Consider the following 14878-nt stretch of genomic DNA (forward strand, 5'->3'; position numbering starts at 1 on the left):
GTCCTAAATCAGCAACTTAGCCGGACTGTGCGCCTGTACGGCGGGGTTTGATCTGGCGGCGCAGCTTCGCGACCGGCACGCTTTCCCGGTGCTCCGCCGGCTTCTGGGCACGGTGCACGGCAACGATGCCGCCACTGAGGTTCCGGTAGGTGATGTCCGTCCAGCCGGCGTCGGCGAGCCACTGGGCCAGGTGGTCCTGGTCCGGCCAGGCGCGAATGGACTCGGCCAGGTAGACGTAGGCGTCCGGGTTGGAGGAGACCTTGGTGGCGATCGCCGGCAGGGCGCGCATGAGGTATTCGGTGTACATGGTGCGCCACAGCGGAATGACCGGCTGGGAGAACTCGGCGATGACCAGGCGGCCGCCGGGCTTGGTGACCCTGAGCATCTCTTCCAAGGCTTTGCGCGGCTCCACGACGTTGCGGAGGCCAAAGGAAATGGTGGAGGCGTCAAAGCTGTTGTCCGCGAACGGGAGGTTGGTGGCATCCCCGGCGATGAAGTCGATGTCCGGGCGGCGGCGCTTGCCTACTTTTAGCATCCCAAGGGAGAAGTCGCAGGCGACGACGTCCACGCCGGCGTCGGCGTAGGGCTCACTTGAGGTACCCGTTCCAGCCGCGAGATCCAGGACCCGCTGGCCTGCCTTGACGTCCATGGCATCCACCACGATCCGGCGCCACCGACGGGTCTGCCCCATGGAGAGGACATCATTGACGACGTCGTATTTTGGGGCGACATCATCAAACATCGTCGCAACTTCGTCCGGACGCTTTTCCAAGGATGCTCGGTTCACCCTGCAATTGTCTCAGACATTCCGCGGAGTTTGCTGCGCTGTAGAAGACGGCGCGGGTTCAGCTTGCGGCCGGGAGTACTGTAGTTCCATCATGACCAGCACTCTGCGTACTTTGACAGTCCCCCTCGATGTTGATTCATCCTCAGGGGGGCTGCCGTCGTTTTTGGTGCGCGATGACGTGCTTTGCTGGTCACGCCGCGAAGCCGGGCTGGTGGGCTATGGCGAGCTGACCCGGTTCAACGCCACCGGCCCTGACCGTTTCCTCGAAGCCGATATGTGGTGGCGGCATTTGATCCTTGAGGCCGATATCACAGACCAGGTGGAGCTTCCTGGTACGGGTCCGGTCGCCTTCGGCTCGTTCGCTTTCTCCAAGACGTCTCCGCACGTTTCGCGCCTCATCCTCCCCGAACTTGTGGTCGGCATGCGTGACGGCCGGGCCTGGGCCACGCAGCTGACGTTCGACGACGCGCCGCTCACCGAGGCGGGCGTGCTGGCGGCCCTGGAAAGCTGGCTGTCCGACGCCAGCGGTGACGAGCCCGCTGCGGGAGGGTCCGACGTCGGGCCCTCGCCCGAGGTTGCTGCGCTCAACGGCTCGCGGGGCTCGCTTGGCCGCGGCTCCCTGAGCGAGGCCGCGTGGATGGAGGCCGTCACCAACGGCGTGGAGGAAATCCGCGCCGGCAAGCTGGAGAAGCTGGTGTTGGCGCGCGACGTCGTTGCGAACTTGCCGGAAGGGGTCAGCGCGGCTGAGGTGCTTCGCCAGCTCGCGGCCAGGTACCGGGAATGCTGGACGTACGGCGTTGACGGTTTGGTGGGGGCGACGCCGGAGATGTTGATCCAGGTGGAGGGCCGAACCGCCCAGGCCCGCGTACTTGCCGGAACCTTGGACCGTCGGGATGCCGAGGGCGTTGAGGGCTCCCCCATGGAGTACGCCGAGCGCGTCCTGGCCGGCTCTGAGAAGCAGCGGCACGAGCACGAGATTGCCATCGATTCCCTGACCCGGCAGCTGGCACCCTTTTCCGAGGCCATGAACTCCCACAGCGAGCCGTTCATCCTGGAGCTGCCCAACGTGTGGCACCTGGCCTCGGACGTGAAGGCGGAGCTGGCCGATATCGAGGGGCACGTGCCCACCTGCCTGGCCCTCATCAATGCGCTGCACCCCACCGCCGCAGTGTGCGGAACGCCCACCCAGGTTGCCGGAGCTTTGATCCGCAAACTCGAGCACCTGGACCGCGGCCCGTACGCCGGACCGGTCGGCTGGCTCGACGCCGCCGGGAACGGCGAATGGGGCATCGCCCTGCGCGGGGCAGTGATTGAAGACGCTAATACTGTTCGCCTGTTCGCAGGGTGCGGGATTGTGGAGGGTTCCCAGCCCGAGGCCGAGCTTGCAGAGACGTGGGCGAAGTTCAGGCCCATGCTGGAAGCTCTGGGTATCCGACGGTAAATCCGGTATCCCGGACACAGGGTCTGTAAGGATACTTTTATCTTGGCTAAACTGGTTATCTAATAGTGAAACTTCGTTTCCTGTGATGCACATCTCATGTTCGGCGCTACACTAAAACCGACTCAGTTCAGCATCCACTGCAACAAAAGGTAAAAAACATGCAGATCTCCCGTTCGGTTCTGTCCGGCACCAAGGTGGCAGCCGTTCTCGCAGCAGGCGCCCTTGCCCTGACCGCTTGTGGTGGCTCGTCCACTCCGGCCGCTTCCTCGGGTTCGGGCCCCCAGCTCATCAACGCCGGCAAGCTCACGGTGTGTTCGGACATTCCTTACGAGCCGTTTGAATTCCAGAAGGACGGCAAGAACGTCGGCTTCGACATGGACATCGCCGCAGAGCTCGCCAAGGACCTCAACGCAGAACTCAACGTGGTGGACAGCTCCTTCGAAGCAATCGAAACCGGAACCGCACTGGCCGGCTGCGACGTCTCCATCTCCTCGGTTTCCATCACCGATGTCCGCAAGAACGTCATGGACTTCTCCGAGCCGTACATGGATGACGACCTGACCCTCGTGGCTTCCTCCTCCTCCGGAATCACCAACCTGGACGGCGCAAAGGGCAAGAAGGTGGGCGTCCAGCAGGCAACCACCGGCGCCCAGTACGCCAAGGACAAGGGCCTCGACGCCCAGCAGTTCGAAGACTCCGGCCTCCTGGTCCAGGCCCTCAAGGCAGGCACCATCGACGCAGCCGTCGGCAACCAGTCCGTGCTTGGCTACGCCATCAAGGACGAGTCCAACCTCAAGCGCGTTGAAGACTACGCCACCGGCGAGAAGCTCGGCATTGCCTACAAGAAGGGCAACACCGCCATGGGCGACGCCGTGAACAAGACCCTGAAGCGCATCACGGACGACGGCACGCTCGAAAAGTTCAAGACCACCTGGTTCGGCGAGGCCGCCAAGTAGTTCCGAGCCCCGGCTCCCAAAGATCCACGTAAGCGGGGCCCCGTACCGATGATGTTCAACAAAGGACAACTCGTACGGGGCCCCAACTGCGCAACATGAATGTGAGAACACCATGGCAATGACTGCACGTCAACGCGCCAAAGTCAGTCTGTACGTCCAGGCCGGAATCTTCGTAGTGGTCCTGGCCGCCGTGATCCTTGCCGTGGACTGGAAGACGGTGGGAAACAGCGTCTTCAACTTCGCCAAGATCGGCCCGATGTTCCCGGGCATCTTCCTGATCGGCCTCAAGAACACCCTCATCTACACGGCCCTCGGTTTCATAGTCGGCCTCTCCGGCGGCCTTCTGCTGGCCCTGATGAAGCTCTCCTCCTTCCCGCTGTACCGCTGGATCGCCACGGGCTACATCGAGTTCTTCCGCGGCGTCCCCGCGCTGCTGGTCTTCATCGCCTTCGGTTACGGTGTTCCGCTGGCCTTCGGAATCCAGTGGGACGTCAACGTGATCGTCATGGTCTCCCTGGGCATGGTGGCCGCGGCCTACATCGCTGAAACACTCCGCGCAGGCCTGCAGGCCGTGCCCAAGGGCCAGATGGAGGCCGCCCGATCGCTGGGTATGCCGCACTGGCGCGCGATGGTCACGATCGTCATCCCCCAGGCGTTCAAGATCGTCCTCCCGCCGTTGACCAACGAGATCATCCTGCTCACCAAGGACTCGTCGCTGATCTACGTACTGGGCCTGACTGCATCGCAGTACGAACTGACCAAGTTCGGCCGCGACGGTATCTCCAGCCTCGGCGCCGGCCTGACGCCGCTGCTTGTGGCAGGTGCCTTCTACCTGATCATCACCATCCCCTTGAGCCTCCTGGCACGGAAGTTCGAAAGCCGCTCCGCGCGGACCAAGCGATAGGCAGGACCGTCATGACTAACTCCGCTACAGTCCACGCTGCGGGCGTGACCATCAAGGACCTCCGCAAGTCCTACGGCAGCAACGAGGTCCTCAAGGGCATCTCGCTGTCCGTCGAACCGGGCCAGGTGGTGTGCCTGATCGGGCCCTCCGGTTCCGGCAAGTCCACCCTGCTGCGCTGCGTCAACCTCCTTGAGCAGCCCAACGCAGGCGTCATCAACGTGGGCAAGTTCGAGGCGACCGATCCCGACGTCGACCTCAACCGCATGCGCCAAAGCGTGGGAATGGTGTTCCAGCACTTCAACCTCTTCCCGCACTTGAGCGTCCTGGACAACTGCACCGTCTCCCAGATCAAGGTCCTCAAGCGTTCCAAGGCAGAAGCCGGCGAGGTAGCCCGGCGGAACCTGGAACGCGTGGGCCTGGGACACCTCGCCGAGCGCTACCCGGACCAGCTCTCCGGCGGGCAGCAGCAGCGCGTGGCCATCGCCCGCGCACTGTCCATGGACCCGCAGCTGATGCTCTTCGACGAGCCCACCTCCGCGCTGGACCCGGAAACCGTTGGCGACGTCCTGGCCGTCATGCGCAAGCTGGCGCAGGAAGGCATGACCATGCTGGTGGTCACGCACGAGATGGGCTTTGCCCGCGAAGTCGCCGATCGCGTCGTGTTCATGGACGGTGGCGTCGTGGTGGAGGAAGGCCCGGCCGAGAAGGTCATCAGCGCCCCCACCCAGCCGCGAACCAAGGAATTCCTGCGCCGCGTCCTGGATCCCACCCACATCGGCGTCGAAGAGGACTAACCCTTCCGTTCCTCTCTCACATCCCGACGGGTTTCGGGCGTTCCTCTGTCACATCCCGACGGGTTTCGGGCGTTCCTCAGGCAGCGAGCACCTTACCAACCGCAGCCGAGACAGCGTCCTTGATCCGGGCATGAAGTCCGCGCAGTCCCACCCGGTCTGCGCGGACTTCCACAATGCTGCGTCCCTTGAGCGGCGCCTTCAGCGCTTCGGCAAGTTCCGCCGTCGTACTCACCGCTTGATGCCCGACGCCGTAAGCCGCCGCGAGCGCCGAAAGGTCCACTGCGTGCGGGGTGCCGAAAAGGCGTTCGACGGCGGTGCCGTAGGCGCCTGAGTCCTCGACTGCCCCGTGTTCGAGCAGCCCGAAGATGGCCCCGCCGGCGTCGTTCAGGACCACGATGCGAAGGTCCGGAGTCGGTTCGCCCTTGCCCAAAAGCAGGCCGCCGACGTCGTGGAGGAAGGTGACATCGCCCAGGAGGACGGTGGTTTCGCGTCCGCTGCCGAGGGCAATTCCGGTGGCTGTTGCCAGGGTTCCATCGATGCCGGCGAGTCCGCGGTTGGCGTAGACCGTTGCGATGGGGTCGGGGTGCGGTTGACCGGCAAGGTCCACGTCGCGGATGCCGTTGGAGGAGCCGAGCACCAGTTTTCCGCGGGCGTGCTTCCACACAGTTGCGCCGATCGACGGCCCTGTGGCGGCCGCTTCTTCGGCCAGCACACCGTCAAGGGCGTGCTGGGCTGCGGCACCGGCCAGCAGCCAGGAATCAAGCCAGTCAGCTGAACCCCGGCCTGCGAACTCGGCCAAACCGGGCAGCGTTTCCACCGGTGCTTCCCTTCGGCGTCCTTCCTGGTACCAGGCGACGGGAACAGGCTGGTAGATCACCGATTCCACGCTTTCACGCGACAAGAGTGCGCCCACCGGCCGGGACAGCGTGGGCCGGCCGAACAGCACGACGCGCTCAATGGGCGCCGGCGATTCCGGACCGAAGTGCTCAAGCAGCAGCCGGTACGGGCCCACGGAGTTCGGCCCGAACCGCGCATTCGAGGATGGCTCCGCCAGTAACGGCAACCCGTGGGCCCGCGCGAAAGCTTCGGCGACGGGACCGGCGTCGTGCCCTGCAAGCACCACCGTGCGCCGCTCCGGAAGCCCGGCGGATGCTTCGGGAAGATCAAGCGCCTGCGGACCGGCGTCGTAATGGAAGAGTCCGCGACCCGCCGCGGTCGGGAGGGCGTCGCCCGCCTCCGGCACCAGGGGGTCGCGGAAGGCGAGGTTCACCTGGACCGGACCGGGCGGGGTGTCTTCCAACGCGCCCGTGGCCGCGTACAGGGCCGTGGCCACCGCGCGCTGCGGGTTGTCACCCGCAGCGACGTCGACGGCGAACCGTACGTGATCGCCGAAGAGGTCCAGTTGGGTGGTGGTCTGGTTGGCCCCGGTTCCGTGCAATTCCGCCGGCCGGTCTGCCGATATGACAATCAGCGGCACGGCCGCATGGTTCGCTTCCATCACCGCAGGAAGGAGGTTTCCGACGGCGGTCCCCGATGTCGTCAGTACGGCGGCGGGGGCTTCGGTCGATAAGGCGAGGCCCAATCCCGTGAACCCGGCATCGCGCTCGTCGATCCTGACGTGCAGGTGGACCCTCCCTGCGGCTTCGGCTTCGGCGAGGGCGTAGGCCATCGGTGCCGAGCGCGAACCTGGCGCCACCACCACGTGCCGCACACCGCCGTCGAGCAGTGCCGTTACAGCGATCCGGGCGGCGCCAAGGGAGGTCAGGGAGATCTGCGAAGTCACCGTTCCAGTCTATGGGCGCGGGTCTCCTGGCGCGGTGCGAGAGGAAACCGTTAAACCCGGCGGGATGTGGAAGAGCAACCGGCAAAACCCGGCGGGAAGTGATAGAGCAACGGAATTGATGGACGCTCTGTCACATAACAACGCCGAATGCGGAACCCTCTATCACCCGGGGCTACTTGCGGGACACTTGGACGATCGAGGGTCGCGGGGCGCGGGCCGCACCGGGCGCCGGGGTGGATCCCGCACCGACGTAGTCCGGGAACAGCGAGTTGGGGGCCGCGAATGTGCCGTCTTCGCCGGGGTGCTGGACGGCTACGAACACTGTCCGCTCGTCGTCGTGGATGATCGGGCCACAGGTCTCGGCGTCGCGCGGGACAGAGAGGAACTGCTCCACCTTTCCACGCTCCGGTCCGTCGATGGTGACCTTGAACAGGCCGTCGTTGTAGCCGATCGACGATGGGGCACCGTCAGTGGAAATCCACAGGTTGCCCACGGAGTCGAAGGCCACGTTGTCCGGGCAGGAGATCGGCGAGACCTTGTCTGCCGGGAAGCCCGAGAAGTACGTGGACCCGTTCGCTGCGGGATCGCCGGCAACCAACAGGAGGGTCCAATTGAATGCCGTGCCGGTCTGGCCCGGAGCCTCGGTGATCTCGACGATGTGACCGTCGCGGTTCAGTGTGCGCGGATTGACCTCCGTGGCGCCTTCCTTGCCGGTCTTTCCGCGGTCCGAGTTGTTGGTGCAGGCAACGTAGACCTTGCCGGTCAGCGGGTTCGGTTCCACGTCTTCGCAACGGTCCATCTTGGTGGGGCCTACCTTGTCCGCCGCGAGACGGGTGTACACGAGTACCTCGGCCACGGACATGCCCGGCACAGCTGACTGCCCGTTCACGACCAACGGAAGCCATTCACCGGTACCGTCAAAGGCACCATCTGCGGGAAGTTTGCCGGTGCCGTCGATCTCCGAGGCCGGGGAATCACCGGTGAACCGGGCAACGTACAGGTCACCTTCGGACAACAGGTTCATGTTGTTCTTGCGCGCATCGGCTGAGTCGCCGGGCTTATAGAAACCCTTGGACACGAACTTGTAGAGGTAGTCGAAGCGCTCGTCGTCGCCCATGTAAGCCACCACGCGGCCGTCGGGGGCGACGATCACGTTGGCGCCTTCGTGTTTGAAACGGCCCATGGCGGAGTGCTTCTTGGGGGTGGACGAGGGGTCGAAAGGATCAACTTCCACTATCCAGCCGAAGCGGTTGGACTCGTTGGCGTAGCCGGGGTTCCGGGTATCGAAACGGGGTTCGTCGAGTTCCCACTGACGCGTGGTGGGCTTCGCGGCCAGGCCGTAGCGCTTGTCCTCTGCCGAGGATCCCGGCGCTGCGAAGTACCCGTTGAAGTTTTCTTCACCGGACAAGATAGTGCCCCACGGGGTGGTGCCTCCGGAGCAGTTGCCCAGGGTTCCCTTGATCCACCGGCCTGCGGGGTCATCGATGGTGGAGACCAGGTTGGTGCCAGCCGCGGGACCAGTAAGTTCATAGATAGTGTCCGTCAGGAAACGACGGTTGAGGGGTGCGCCCTTGACGTAGTTCCACGGCTTGTTCTTGTTCTTCCGCTCAAGCTCCACAACAGCCAGGCCGTGGGCGGCACGGCCGATAGCCCGCGCTTCTGCCGCGTCAAAGCCGACGGGCAGCATGAGGTTCTCATTGGTGTACTCGTGGTTGGTGAACAGGACTGCCCGGCGGTCCTTGGAGCCCGGGATCGGGAGGATATCCGTGTAGTCGTTGTTGTAACCGAACTGGCGGGCCTGGGCGGCGGCGGTCTGGTTGTTGAGATCGAAGGCCGGTGAATCAGCGAACAGCGGATCGCCCCAGCGGATGATCGGCCTCCACTCGAAACCTTCCGGCACGGTAAATGCATCAACCGCGGCGTCCACGGGTTTGATGGGTGCAAACGTGAGTTTGGACTTGCCGAATCCCTTGTTTACGGCGTCGGAAAGTCCGCTGCCGGAGTCAGCCACGGCGGCGTCGGTACCCGTTCCGCCAAGTACGACGGCGAGCGCCCCGGCGGCGCCCAGGCCAAGGGCGGCGCGGCGGGACATGGCGGTTGAGGCGATGTCGCGGAAGTAACCGTTGGAGCTGGTGTTGCAGACATCGCCTGCACAAGCGTTGTCGCACTTGAGGGCACAGGTGACCGCGCTCCGCTTTCCCTTCGTGTGGCCGAGCATGGGCAACAGCGGGAACGTGCGACGGGTTGTTTCAGACATGGGGACCTTCCAGGCTTGTACGAGGTTCCCGCTGAGCCTTTCAGCGGAACCCAACGCGGGAAGGACATTCCGGTTAAGGCTTGGTGAACAGATTGCCGGGGGCCGCCACCAGGACTGCATGGACCCGGCCCAGGCGGTCCAACCACCAGTCCCGGCGTTCCCCGGTAGCTGCGTACTGCTCCAGCAGCCCGGGATCGGCGACGGCCTCGCGGAGGCGGATGGCGCCGTCGTCGGCTACCAAGGGGTCCAACGTAATATCCGAGGCGAACAAGGAAACCGTGCCGAGGCCACAGGCGTAGGGCAGCGTTGGCAGTGCGGCTGCGAGCGCGAGACCGGCGCGGATTCCCACCGAGGTATCAAGGGCGGAGCTGACGACGGCGGGCAGGCCGGCCTGGGCGACGATGTCCAGGGCCCGTGCGACTCCCCCAAGCGGCGCTACTTTGACCACTATGAGGTCGGCAGCGCCGGCCTTTGCTACCCGAAGGGGGTCCTCTTCCTTGCGGACGCTTTCGTCGGCAGCGATGGGCACGGGGATTCCCGCTGCTACAAGGCGGCGCCGCACCTCTGCCAGGCCTTCAATGGTGGGGACAGGCTGTTCGGCGTATTCGAGCCCAACAGCCGAGAGCCTGCCCAACGCGTCAACGGCCTGATCAACATCCCAACCGCCGTTCGCGTCCACCCTGATGGAAGCATCGGGCAGTGCATCACGAACTGCGGTGACCCTGGCGATGTCCTCCGCCACGTCCTGCCCGCGTTCTGCCACTTTGACCTTCACCGCGTCCACGCGTCCGAACCGGGCCAGCACATCCGGTACCCGGTCGGCGGAAACGGCCGGGACGGTGGCGTTCACAGGAATGGTGTCCCGCAGGGCCGGCGGGAAGCCCTGCCAGCCGGCTTCCAGGGCGGCAGCGAGCCACCGGGAGGATTCGTCGTCCCCGTATTCGGGAAAGGGACAGAATTCACCCCACCCAAGAGGTCCCTTCAGAAGGAGCGTCTCCCGCTGCATAATGCCGCGGAACTTGACCCGCATGGGCAGCGAAACAACGCGGGCAGATTCCTGTAATTCTTCAAGCGAAGGGAGCATAGTGCCACTGTACCGGCGGGTTTTTGGCGTTGAGGCGGCCAATTCAGGCTATGTGGAGAACTACTCCACCCAGAATTTCCGGACGTCGCCTACCGCCGCAATCAAGCGCTCGTGCGGAAGGTTGAATGAGCTTTCGGGCATCCGGAGCCCATCCCACTTCACCACCACTTTTGTGCCGGCCTCGAGGGGAAGCGGCCAGAGCCAGTATCTGGCGGTGCCGTGGACCTGCTCGTCGTTGCCGCCGGCTCCCCCGCCGCCCAGCACCGACAAGACCGGACCTTCCACCTCGTCCCCCTCGGACAGTGCGGGACCCGGCCTTGAAGCGAGGGCCTTGCGTCCGTCCCCGTATCCGACTCCCACCATCAGCCCGGATGCAGCGGCTACCGGCGATCCCGGCGGGATGAACGCCTGGTCCATGGTGTCCCGCCACTCGCTTCCTGTCTTGCCGCCGCGGCGGGCCGTCCAGACGAATTCCAGAACGCAACCTGTGGAGTAGACGTCCGCGGATTTCAGGGCCACCACCATTCGGTCGTCGCCGTAGATGAACCCGCCGATGTGCACCACGCCGGGCAGTTCGTCAGACGGCGGTCCCGCCCAGCCCGGGCGTGGCGGAGCGGACTGATGAAACCGTTCCGGTGGCTCGGAAGCGGGCTCGAAGAAGGTCATGATCCATGCATACACCGACTTGCCGTCAATGTGGAGAACTGCTTGTGAAGCGAGAGGACGCAACCGCGATATCCTCGATTCGACACTTAAAAAGGGGGACTCATGACTCAGGGTTTCAACAGCTCAGCAACTCCTCCGGGTTGGTACCCGGATCCTTCACAGCCCCAGCAGATGCGCTGGTGGGACGGGGTGCAGTGGACCCAGAATGTGGCTCCGGGATCAGCGCAGCATATGCCTGTCCAGCGGCCGCTGATCAGCAACGAGACCCCGGTTTACAACCCCTTCATATGGGCCATTGTTCTGTTGCCGCTTGTGGCAATCTTCCTGTTGCTGACGTGGCAGCCCGAGTTCCGGTATTTGAACACCCGGCAAGGGACCACTTTTGACCCCACGTCCATGTACACCCCGGGCTTCTTCCTGATGCAGATCTCAAGCTTCCTGGTGTGGGGCGTGAGTGTCTTCCTGGCCTATCTGGATTACCAGCGCCTTTCCCGCTCCGGGGTGGTCCGGCCTTTCCACTGGGCCTGGTGCTTCCTGAGCGGAACCGTCTATGTCATTGGCCGGTCCGTCATTGTCCGGAAGGTGGCTCCGGGCCGCGGTTTGGCGCCAATCTGGGTCCTCATCGGAACGATAGTGGTCTCCTTCATCGTCGCCGCCATCTGGTTCTCCAACTTCATGACGCAGCTCTACTCGCACATCGGCTACTCGATCAACGCATAAACACTGAACGGGCGGCGTCCACAGCCTCACACGCGTTAGGTAGACTGCTAATCGAGGCAAGAACGGAAGGACCCCGATGAACCGCAAGGCAACCGCACTGGACGTCGCCAAAAGGGCGGGGGTGTCCAGGAGCGCGGTTTCCCTTGTGCTCAACGGCAGGGGCGACGGAAACGTTGCCAAGGAAAGCCAGGAACGCATCCGTTTGGCGGCGCAGGAGCTTAACTACTCCCCCAACGCGATCGCCCTGAGCCTGCGGAACCAGCGTTCGCGGGTGATCGGGATCCTGTCCGATGAAGTGGTGGTCAGCCCCTTCGACGGCAACATCATCGGCGGCGCGGACGACGTCGCCCGCAGCCGCGGTTTTGTCACGGTGGTCATGGATACCGAGCGCGATACAGCCCGGGATGCGGGAGCGATCGAGACGCTCCTCGACCGGCAGGTTGACGGCTTGATGTACGTGACCGTGGGCTTGAAACCGTTGGAAGTTCCGCCGGGCATGGAGCGCGTGCCGTCTGTCCTTGCCAATTGCTACGACGCCCATCCCCGGCCGCGCCTCCATCACGTCATCCCGGATGAAGTCACCGGCGGACGCGAGGCCACGGAGCATCTGATTCAGTTCGGCCACCGCGACATCGCTTTCCTTGCCGGTTCCGAGGATTCTCCCGCCTCGCCCCTCCGCATCGAGGGCTACCGGGAGGCCTTCGCCTCCACGCAGCTCCCGGTCACCGAGGCGCGGATAGCGCACGCCGGCTGGGATATTGACGACGGTTACAAGGGAGCGATGCGATTGCTCGACGGCGTGGTCCCGGCTGAGCGGCCCACGGCCATCATGTGCGCGAACGACAGGCTGGCCGTCGGGGTGGTCCTCGCCGCCGCGCGCCTTGGCCTCAGCATCCCGGGCGACCTCTCCGTGATGGGTTACGACGACGAACACCGCATCGCCAACACCATGGTCCCCGCCCTCACCACCATGGCCCTCCCCCTGCGCGAGATTGGCCGCGAAGCGATGACCAGGTTGCTGGACGCCATCGAGGACGGTAAAACCACGACGGCGGAGCCCACCGTTGAGACGATGGTCCCCTGCCGCTTGGTCTTGCGCGAGTCCACCGGACCGGCAACGCGCTAGGCGGACCCACAGCGAGGCCCGCAACGGAAACCGCTGCGGGTCCCACAACCGACATCGCCTAACGAGGCAGGGTCAGTTCCCACACATTGGCGGTGGCACCGGCGGGAAGCTCCAGTGTCCATGATTCCCCGGCCAACGGGTACGCCCGGAGTGTGGTAGCCACGGATCCGGAGCGGTACACCTCCACAAGTGAAGCGTCGATGAAGATCCGCAACTCCTCCCCCGCAGCAACCGTTCCGGAGTACACAAGCTGCTCATCCGCACCGGACCCCAGCCGCAGAGAGACGGGACCGGAACCCGTGACACCCACCTCTGCAAACGCCGGAACATCCACCGAGCCCGAAGCGTCAGAAGCCACGGCAGCACCCCGGTACGCGGAAACCTCCGGCGCGGGAGCAACAACAAGCGCTCCATCAGCCACGGACAGAAGGCGCGGGTGCGTCAGCACGCCCGACCATCCGGCGTCGTCGATTTCTTCCTGGGTGCGGCCCCGGCGGCCGTCGCGTCCGGGACCTTCGTTGGCCCAGCCCCACATCAGGGCAGAGGCAGCGGCCGAGGACGCAGCAGAGGTAGCAGCCGCGGAGCTGTAAGCGAGCTGCACGATCTGCGGCGCGTAGAAGTCGCGGCCCAGATCGGACTTGCCACCCGTAGCGGCAGTAAACACGGGCAGTCCGGTTTCCGAATCCGGGGAAAGTGAGCCGATCAGGTGCCCCACGCCGTTGGCGTGCTCGTGGTCGTCGCCGGAGAGCCAGAGGGAGAACATCATGACCCACGTTGAACCGCCGCCGGCAACGGGCACCTCCACCAGTTGCGGGCACTCCCAGATCTCTGCCGGTGCGTGCATCGCGGCCACGGGGTCGGAGGAGGTCAACCAGATCCCTTTGTACTCCCAGTTCTCCATGTCTTCCACGGAGTAGAGCAGCAATGCTGCCCGCCCGTCGGCCAGGCCTGCGCCTTGGACGGCGTAGCGGGCGCCGTTGAAGCGGAAGATGAAAGGATCCCGCACGGCCGTCACCGTGGGGTCCGTGGGCATGGAGGCAGCAACGTGGCCGTCCTGGTTCCAGGAAACAAGGTCGGAAGAGCCGCGGGCGATCACTACCTGCGAGTGGCCACCGTGATCCTGGACGCCCGAGTACGCAGCCGTGGGAACTCCGTCATCCAGCGTGACTACGCCGGTCCAGCATCCTGCGGAGTCCGGCCCGCCGGCTTGGGGAACCAGCGCAACGGGGTGTTCTTCCCACTGCACCAGGTCCTCGGAGCTGACGTGTCCCCACTGGATCAGCCGGTGGCGGGCGGAGTCCGGGTTGTACTGGAAGAAGACGTGATACTTGCCATCGATGTAGCTGACGCCGTTGGGATCATTGATCCAGCCTTGTGCCGGACGTGGGTGGAAGCGCGGGAAGGCCGGGTCGGGGTGCGTAGCCGCACGGGCGAGGGAGGAAACAAGAGCAAGGTCCGTCATTGGAATGCCTTTCACAAGGTGGAGGTTATTTGCCCGTACCTGCGGTGAGTCCGTCCTGCAGCGCACGCTGCCCGAACATGAACACCACCAGCGCGGGAATCATGGAGAGGACAACACCGGCCAGCACCACGGAGATGCTTCCCGTGCCGAGGTTGCCTTGGAGCGAGACCAGGCCGAGCGGGAGCGTGAAGTTTTGCTCGGAGATGGTCATGATGAGCGGCCGGAAGAACTCGTTCCAGTGGAAGTTGAAGGCCAGAATGCCCACGATCGCCAGGCCCGGCATCGCCAGCGGCGCGTACACGGAACGGAACGTCCGCCAGGGTGAGGCGCCGTCGATCGCTGCCGCTTCAGCGAGGTCAGCCGGGAGTCCCATGAAGTACTGCCGCATCAGGAACGTGCCGAACGCCGTCGGGATGGCCGGAAGGATCAGCGCGAGCAGCGTGTCCGACAGGCCTACGCCGCGGATCAGCATGAACACGGGAACGATCGTCACCTGCGCCGGCACCATCATGGTGGCCAGCACGATCGAGAACAGCGCTCCACGTCCCCGGAAGCGAAGGTGCGCGAAGGCGTACCCTGCCAAGGCTGCCGTGACCATCTGGCCGATGGCGATCAGTCCGGTCACCAGCGCACTGTTCAGCACCAGCCCCAGAATGTTCAGCTGCTTGAAAACCTGGCTGTAGGAGGTGAAGTCCGGGTTGAGCGGCAGGAAGGCGGGCGGCAGTTTGAAGGATTCCGACGGCGGCCGCAGCGAGGTGGACAGCGTCCAGAGCACGGGACCCAGGACAAAAACGGACGCGATCAGGAGGGCGACGATCCGCCAGGCTACGGACCAGTCGCGCTTCTTCCGCAGGACAGGCCGAGCCGTGCTTTCAACACGTTCAGAAATGGTGGTCAT

Annotated in this window: 13 protein-coding genes; 6 read left to right on the forward strand and 7 right to left on the reverse strand. The window is 64.6% G+C overall.

Annotation, left to right across the window (positions count from 1 at the left end; all coding sequences use genetic code 11):
- Positions 1–16 precede the first annotated feature (16 nt).
- Positions 17–787 (reverse strand): demethylmenaquinone methyltransferase, encoded by a 771-nt coding sequence (locus RI444_RS16825; RefSeq protein WP_031216520.1) that lies wholly within the window; start codon positions 785–787, stop codon positions 17–19.
- 91 nt (positions 788–878) lie between these two features.
- Between RI444_RS16825 and RI444_RS16830 the strand changes: the two genes are divergently transcribed.
- The 4 genes from RI444_RS16830 to RI444_RS16845 all read left to right on the forward strand — a co-directional run bounded on the left by RI444_RS16830 (position 879) and on the right by RI444_RS16845 (position 4882).
- The gene (locus tag RI444_RS16830) at positions 879–2228 is read left to right on the forward strand and encodes an isochorismate synthase MenF (protein WP_207605637.1); all 1350 of its coding nucleotides are present in this window, start codon (positions 879–881) and stop codon (positions 2226–2228) included.
- A gap of 158 nt (positions 2229–2386) precedes the next feature.
- A complete protein-coding gene (locus RI444_RS16835) occupies positions 2387–3184 on the forward strand; it encodes an ABC transporter substrate-binding protein (RefSeq protein ID WP_021472277.1) in 798 nt (265 codons plus the stop codon).
- Between the two features lie 112 nt (positions 3185–3296).
- Positions 3297–4088, forward strand: a complete 792-nt coding sequence (locus RI444_RS16840; RefSeq protein ID WP_021472276.1) for an amino acid ABC transporter permease — start codon at positions 3297–3299, stop codon at positions 4086–4088.
- Between the two features lie 11 nt (positions 4089–4099).
- Entirely contained in the window at positions 4100–4882 is a 783-nt protein-coding gene (locus RI444_RS16845; protein ID WP_021472275.1) for an amino acid ABC transporter ATP-binding protein, read from the forward strand.
- A 76-nt stretch (positions 4883–4958) separates the two neighbouring features.
- On the opposite strand, the gene menD is transcribed toward RI444_RS16845, so the two are convergent.
- From menD to RI444_RS16865, 4 genes are all read right to left on the reverse strand, one after another.
- Positions 4959–6665, reverse strand: coding sequence for a 2-succinyl-5-enolpyruvyl-6-hydroxy-3-cyclohexene-1-carboxylic-acid synthase (gene menD / locus RI444_RS16850; protein ID WP_207605636.1), 1707 nt, complete (start codon positions 6663–6665; stop codon positions 4959–4961).
- A gap of 172 nt (positions 6666–6837) precedes the next feature.
- Entirely contained in the window at positions 6838–8922 is a 2085-nt protein-coding gene (locus tag RI444_RS16855; RefSeq protein WP_207605635.1) for a PhoX family protein, read from the reverse strand.
- 73 nt (positions 8923–8995) lie between these two features.
- Positions 8996–10006: an o-succinylbenzoate synthase gene (locus RI444_RS16860; protein WP_207605634.1), complete on the reverse strand. Its 1011-nt coding sequence runs from the start codon at positions 10004–10006 to the stop codon at positions 8996–8998.
- 60 nt (positions 10007–10066) lie between these two features.
- On the reverse strand, positions 10067–10672 hold the full coding sequence (locus RI444_RS16865; protein WP_031216517.1) for a hypothetical protein: 606 nt from the start codon (positions 10670–10672) through the stop codon (positions 10067–10069).
- Positions 10673–10774: 102 nt separating this feature from the next.
- On the opposite strand from RI444_RS16865, the gene RI444_RS16870 reads away from it, so the two are divergent.
- Entirely contained in the window at positions 10775–11392 is a 618-nt protein-coding gene (locus RI444_RS16870) for a DUF2510 domain-containing protein (protein WP_207605633.1), read from the forward strand.
- 76 nt (positions 11393–11468) lie between these two features.
- Positions 11469–12518 carry a LacI family DNA-binding transcriptional regulator gene (locus RI444_RS16875; RefSeq protein WP_021472269.1) on the forward strand — a complete coding sequence of 350 codons (1050 nt, stop codon included), beginning with the start codon at positions 11469–11471 and terminating at the stop codon, positions 12516–12518.
- A gap of 58 nt (positions 12519–12576) precedes the next feature.
- Here the strand turns inward: RI444_RS16875 and RI444_RS16880 are convergent, their stop codons facing one another.
- Both RI444_RS16880 and RI444_RS16885 read right to left on the reverse strand, forming a co-directional pair.
- On the reverse strand, positions 12577–13980 hold the full coding sequence (locus RI444_RS16880) for a glycoside hydrolase family 32 protein (protein ID WP_207605632.1): 1404 nt from the start codon (positions 13978–13980) through the stop codon (positions 12577–12579).
- A gap of 25 nt (positions 13981–14005) precedes the next feature.
- Positions 14006–14878 carry a carbohydrate ABC transporter permease gene (locus RI444_RS16885; RefSeq protein WP_021472267.1) on the reverse strand — a complete coding sequence of 291 codons (873 nt, stop codon included), beginning with the start codon at positions 14876–14878 and terminating at the stop codon, positions 14006–14008.

Source organism: Paenarthrobacter sp. AT5, assembly GCF_032764245.1.
GTDB lineage: Bacteria > Actinomycetota > Actinomycetes > Actinomycetales > Micrococcaceae > Arthrobacter > Arthrobacter ureafaciens.

Excerpts from the sequence above, each read along its gene's own strand:
- RI444_RS16855 (WP_207605635.1), bottom strand. The coding sequence starts at position 8,922 with ATGTCTGAAACAACCCGTCGCACGTTCCCGCTGTTGCCCATGCTCGGC.
- RI444_RS16840 (WP_021472276.1), top strand. The coding sequence starts at position 3,297 with ATGGCAATGACTGCACGTCAACGCGCCAAAGTCAGTCTGTACGTCCAG.
- RI444_RS16860 (WP_207605634.1), bottom strand. The coding sequence starts at position 10,006 with ATGCTCCCTTCGCTTGAAGAATTACAGGAATCTGCCCGCGTTGTTTCG.
- RI444_RS16845 (WP_021472275.1), top strand. The coding sequence starts at position 4,100 with ATGACTAACTCCGCTACAGTCCACGCTGCGGGCGTGACCATCAAGGAC.
- RI444_RS16830 (WP_207605637.1), top strand. The coding sequence starts at position 879 with ATGACCAGCACTCTGCGTACTTTGACAGTCCCCCTCGATGTTGATTCA.
- RI444_RS16835 (WP_021472277.1), top strand. The coding sequence starts at position 2,387 with ATGCAGATCTCCCGTTCGGTTCTGTCCGGCACCAAGGTGGCAGCCGTT.
- RI444_RS16875 (WP_021472269.1), top strand. The coding sequence starts at position 11,469 with ATGAACCGCAAGGCAACCGCACTGGACGTCGCCAAAAGGGCGGGGGTG.
- RI444_RS16865 (WP_031216517.1), bottom strand. The coding sequence starts at position 10,672 with ATGACCTTCTTCGAGCCCGCTTCCGAGCCACCGGAACGGTTTCATCAG.
- RI444_RS16885 (WP_021472267.1), bottom strand. The coding sequence starts at position 14,878 with ATGACCACCATTTCTGAACGTGTTGAAAGCACGGCTCGGCCTGTCCTG.
- RI444_RS16880 (WP_207605632.1), bottom strand. The coding sequence starts at position 13,980 with ATGACGGACCTTGCTCTTGTTTCCTCCCTCGCCCGTGCGGCTACGCAC.
- RI444_RS16870 (WP_207605633.1), top strand. The coding sequence starts at position 10,775 with ATGACTCAGGGTTTCAACAGCTCAGCAACTCCTCCGGGTTGGTACCCG.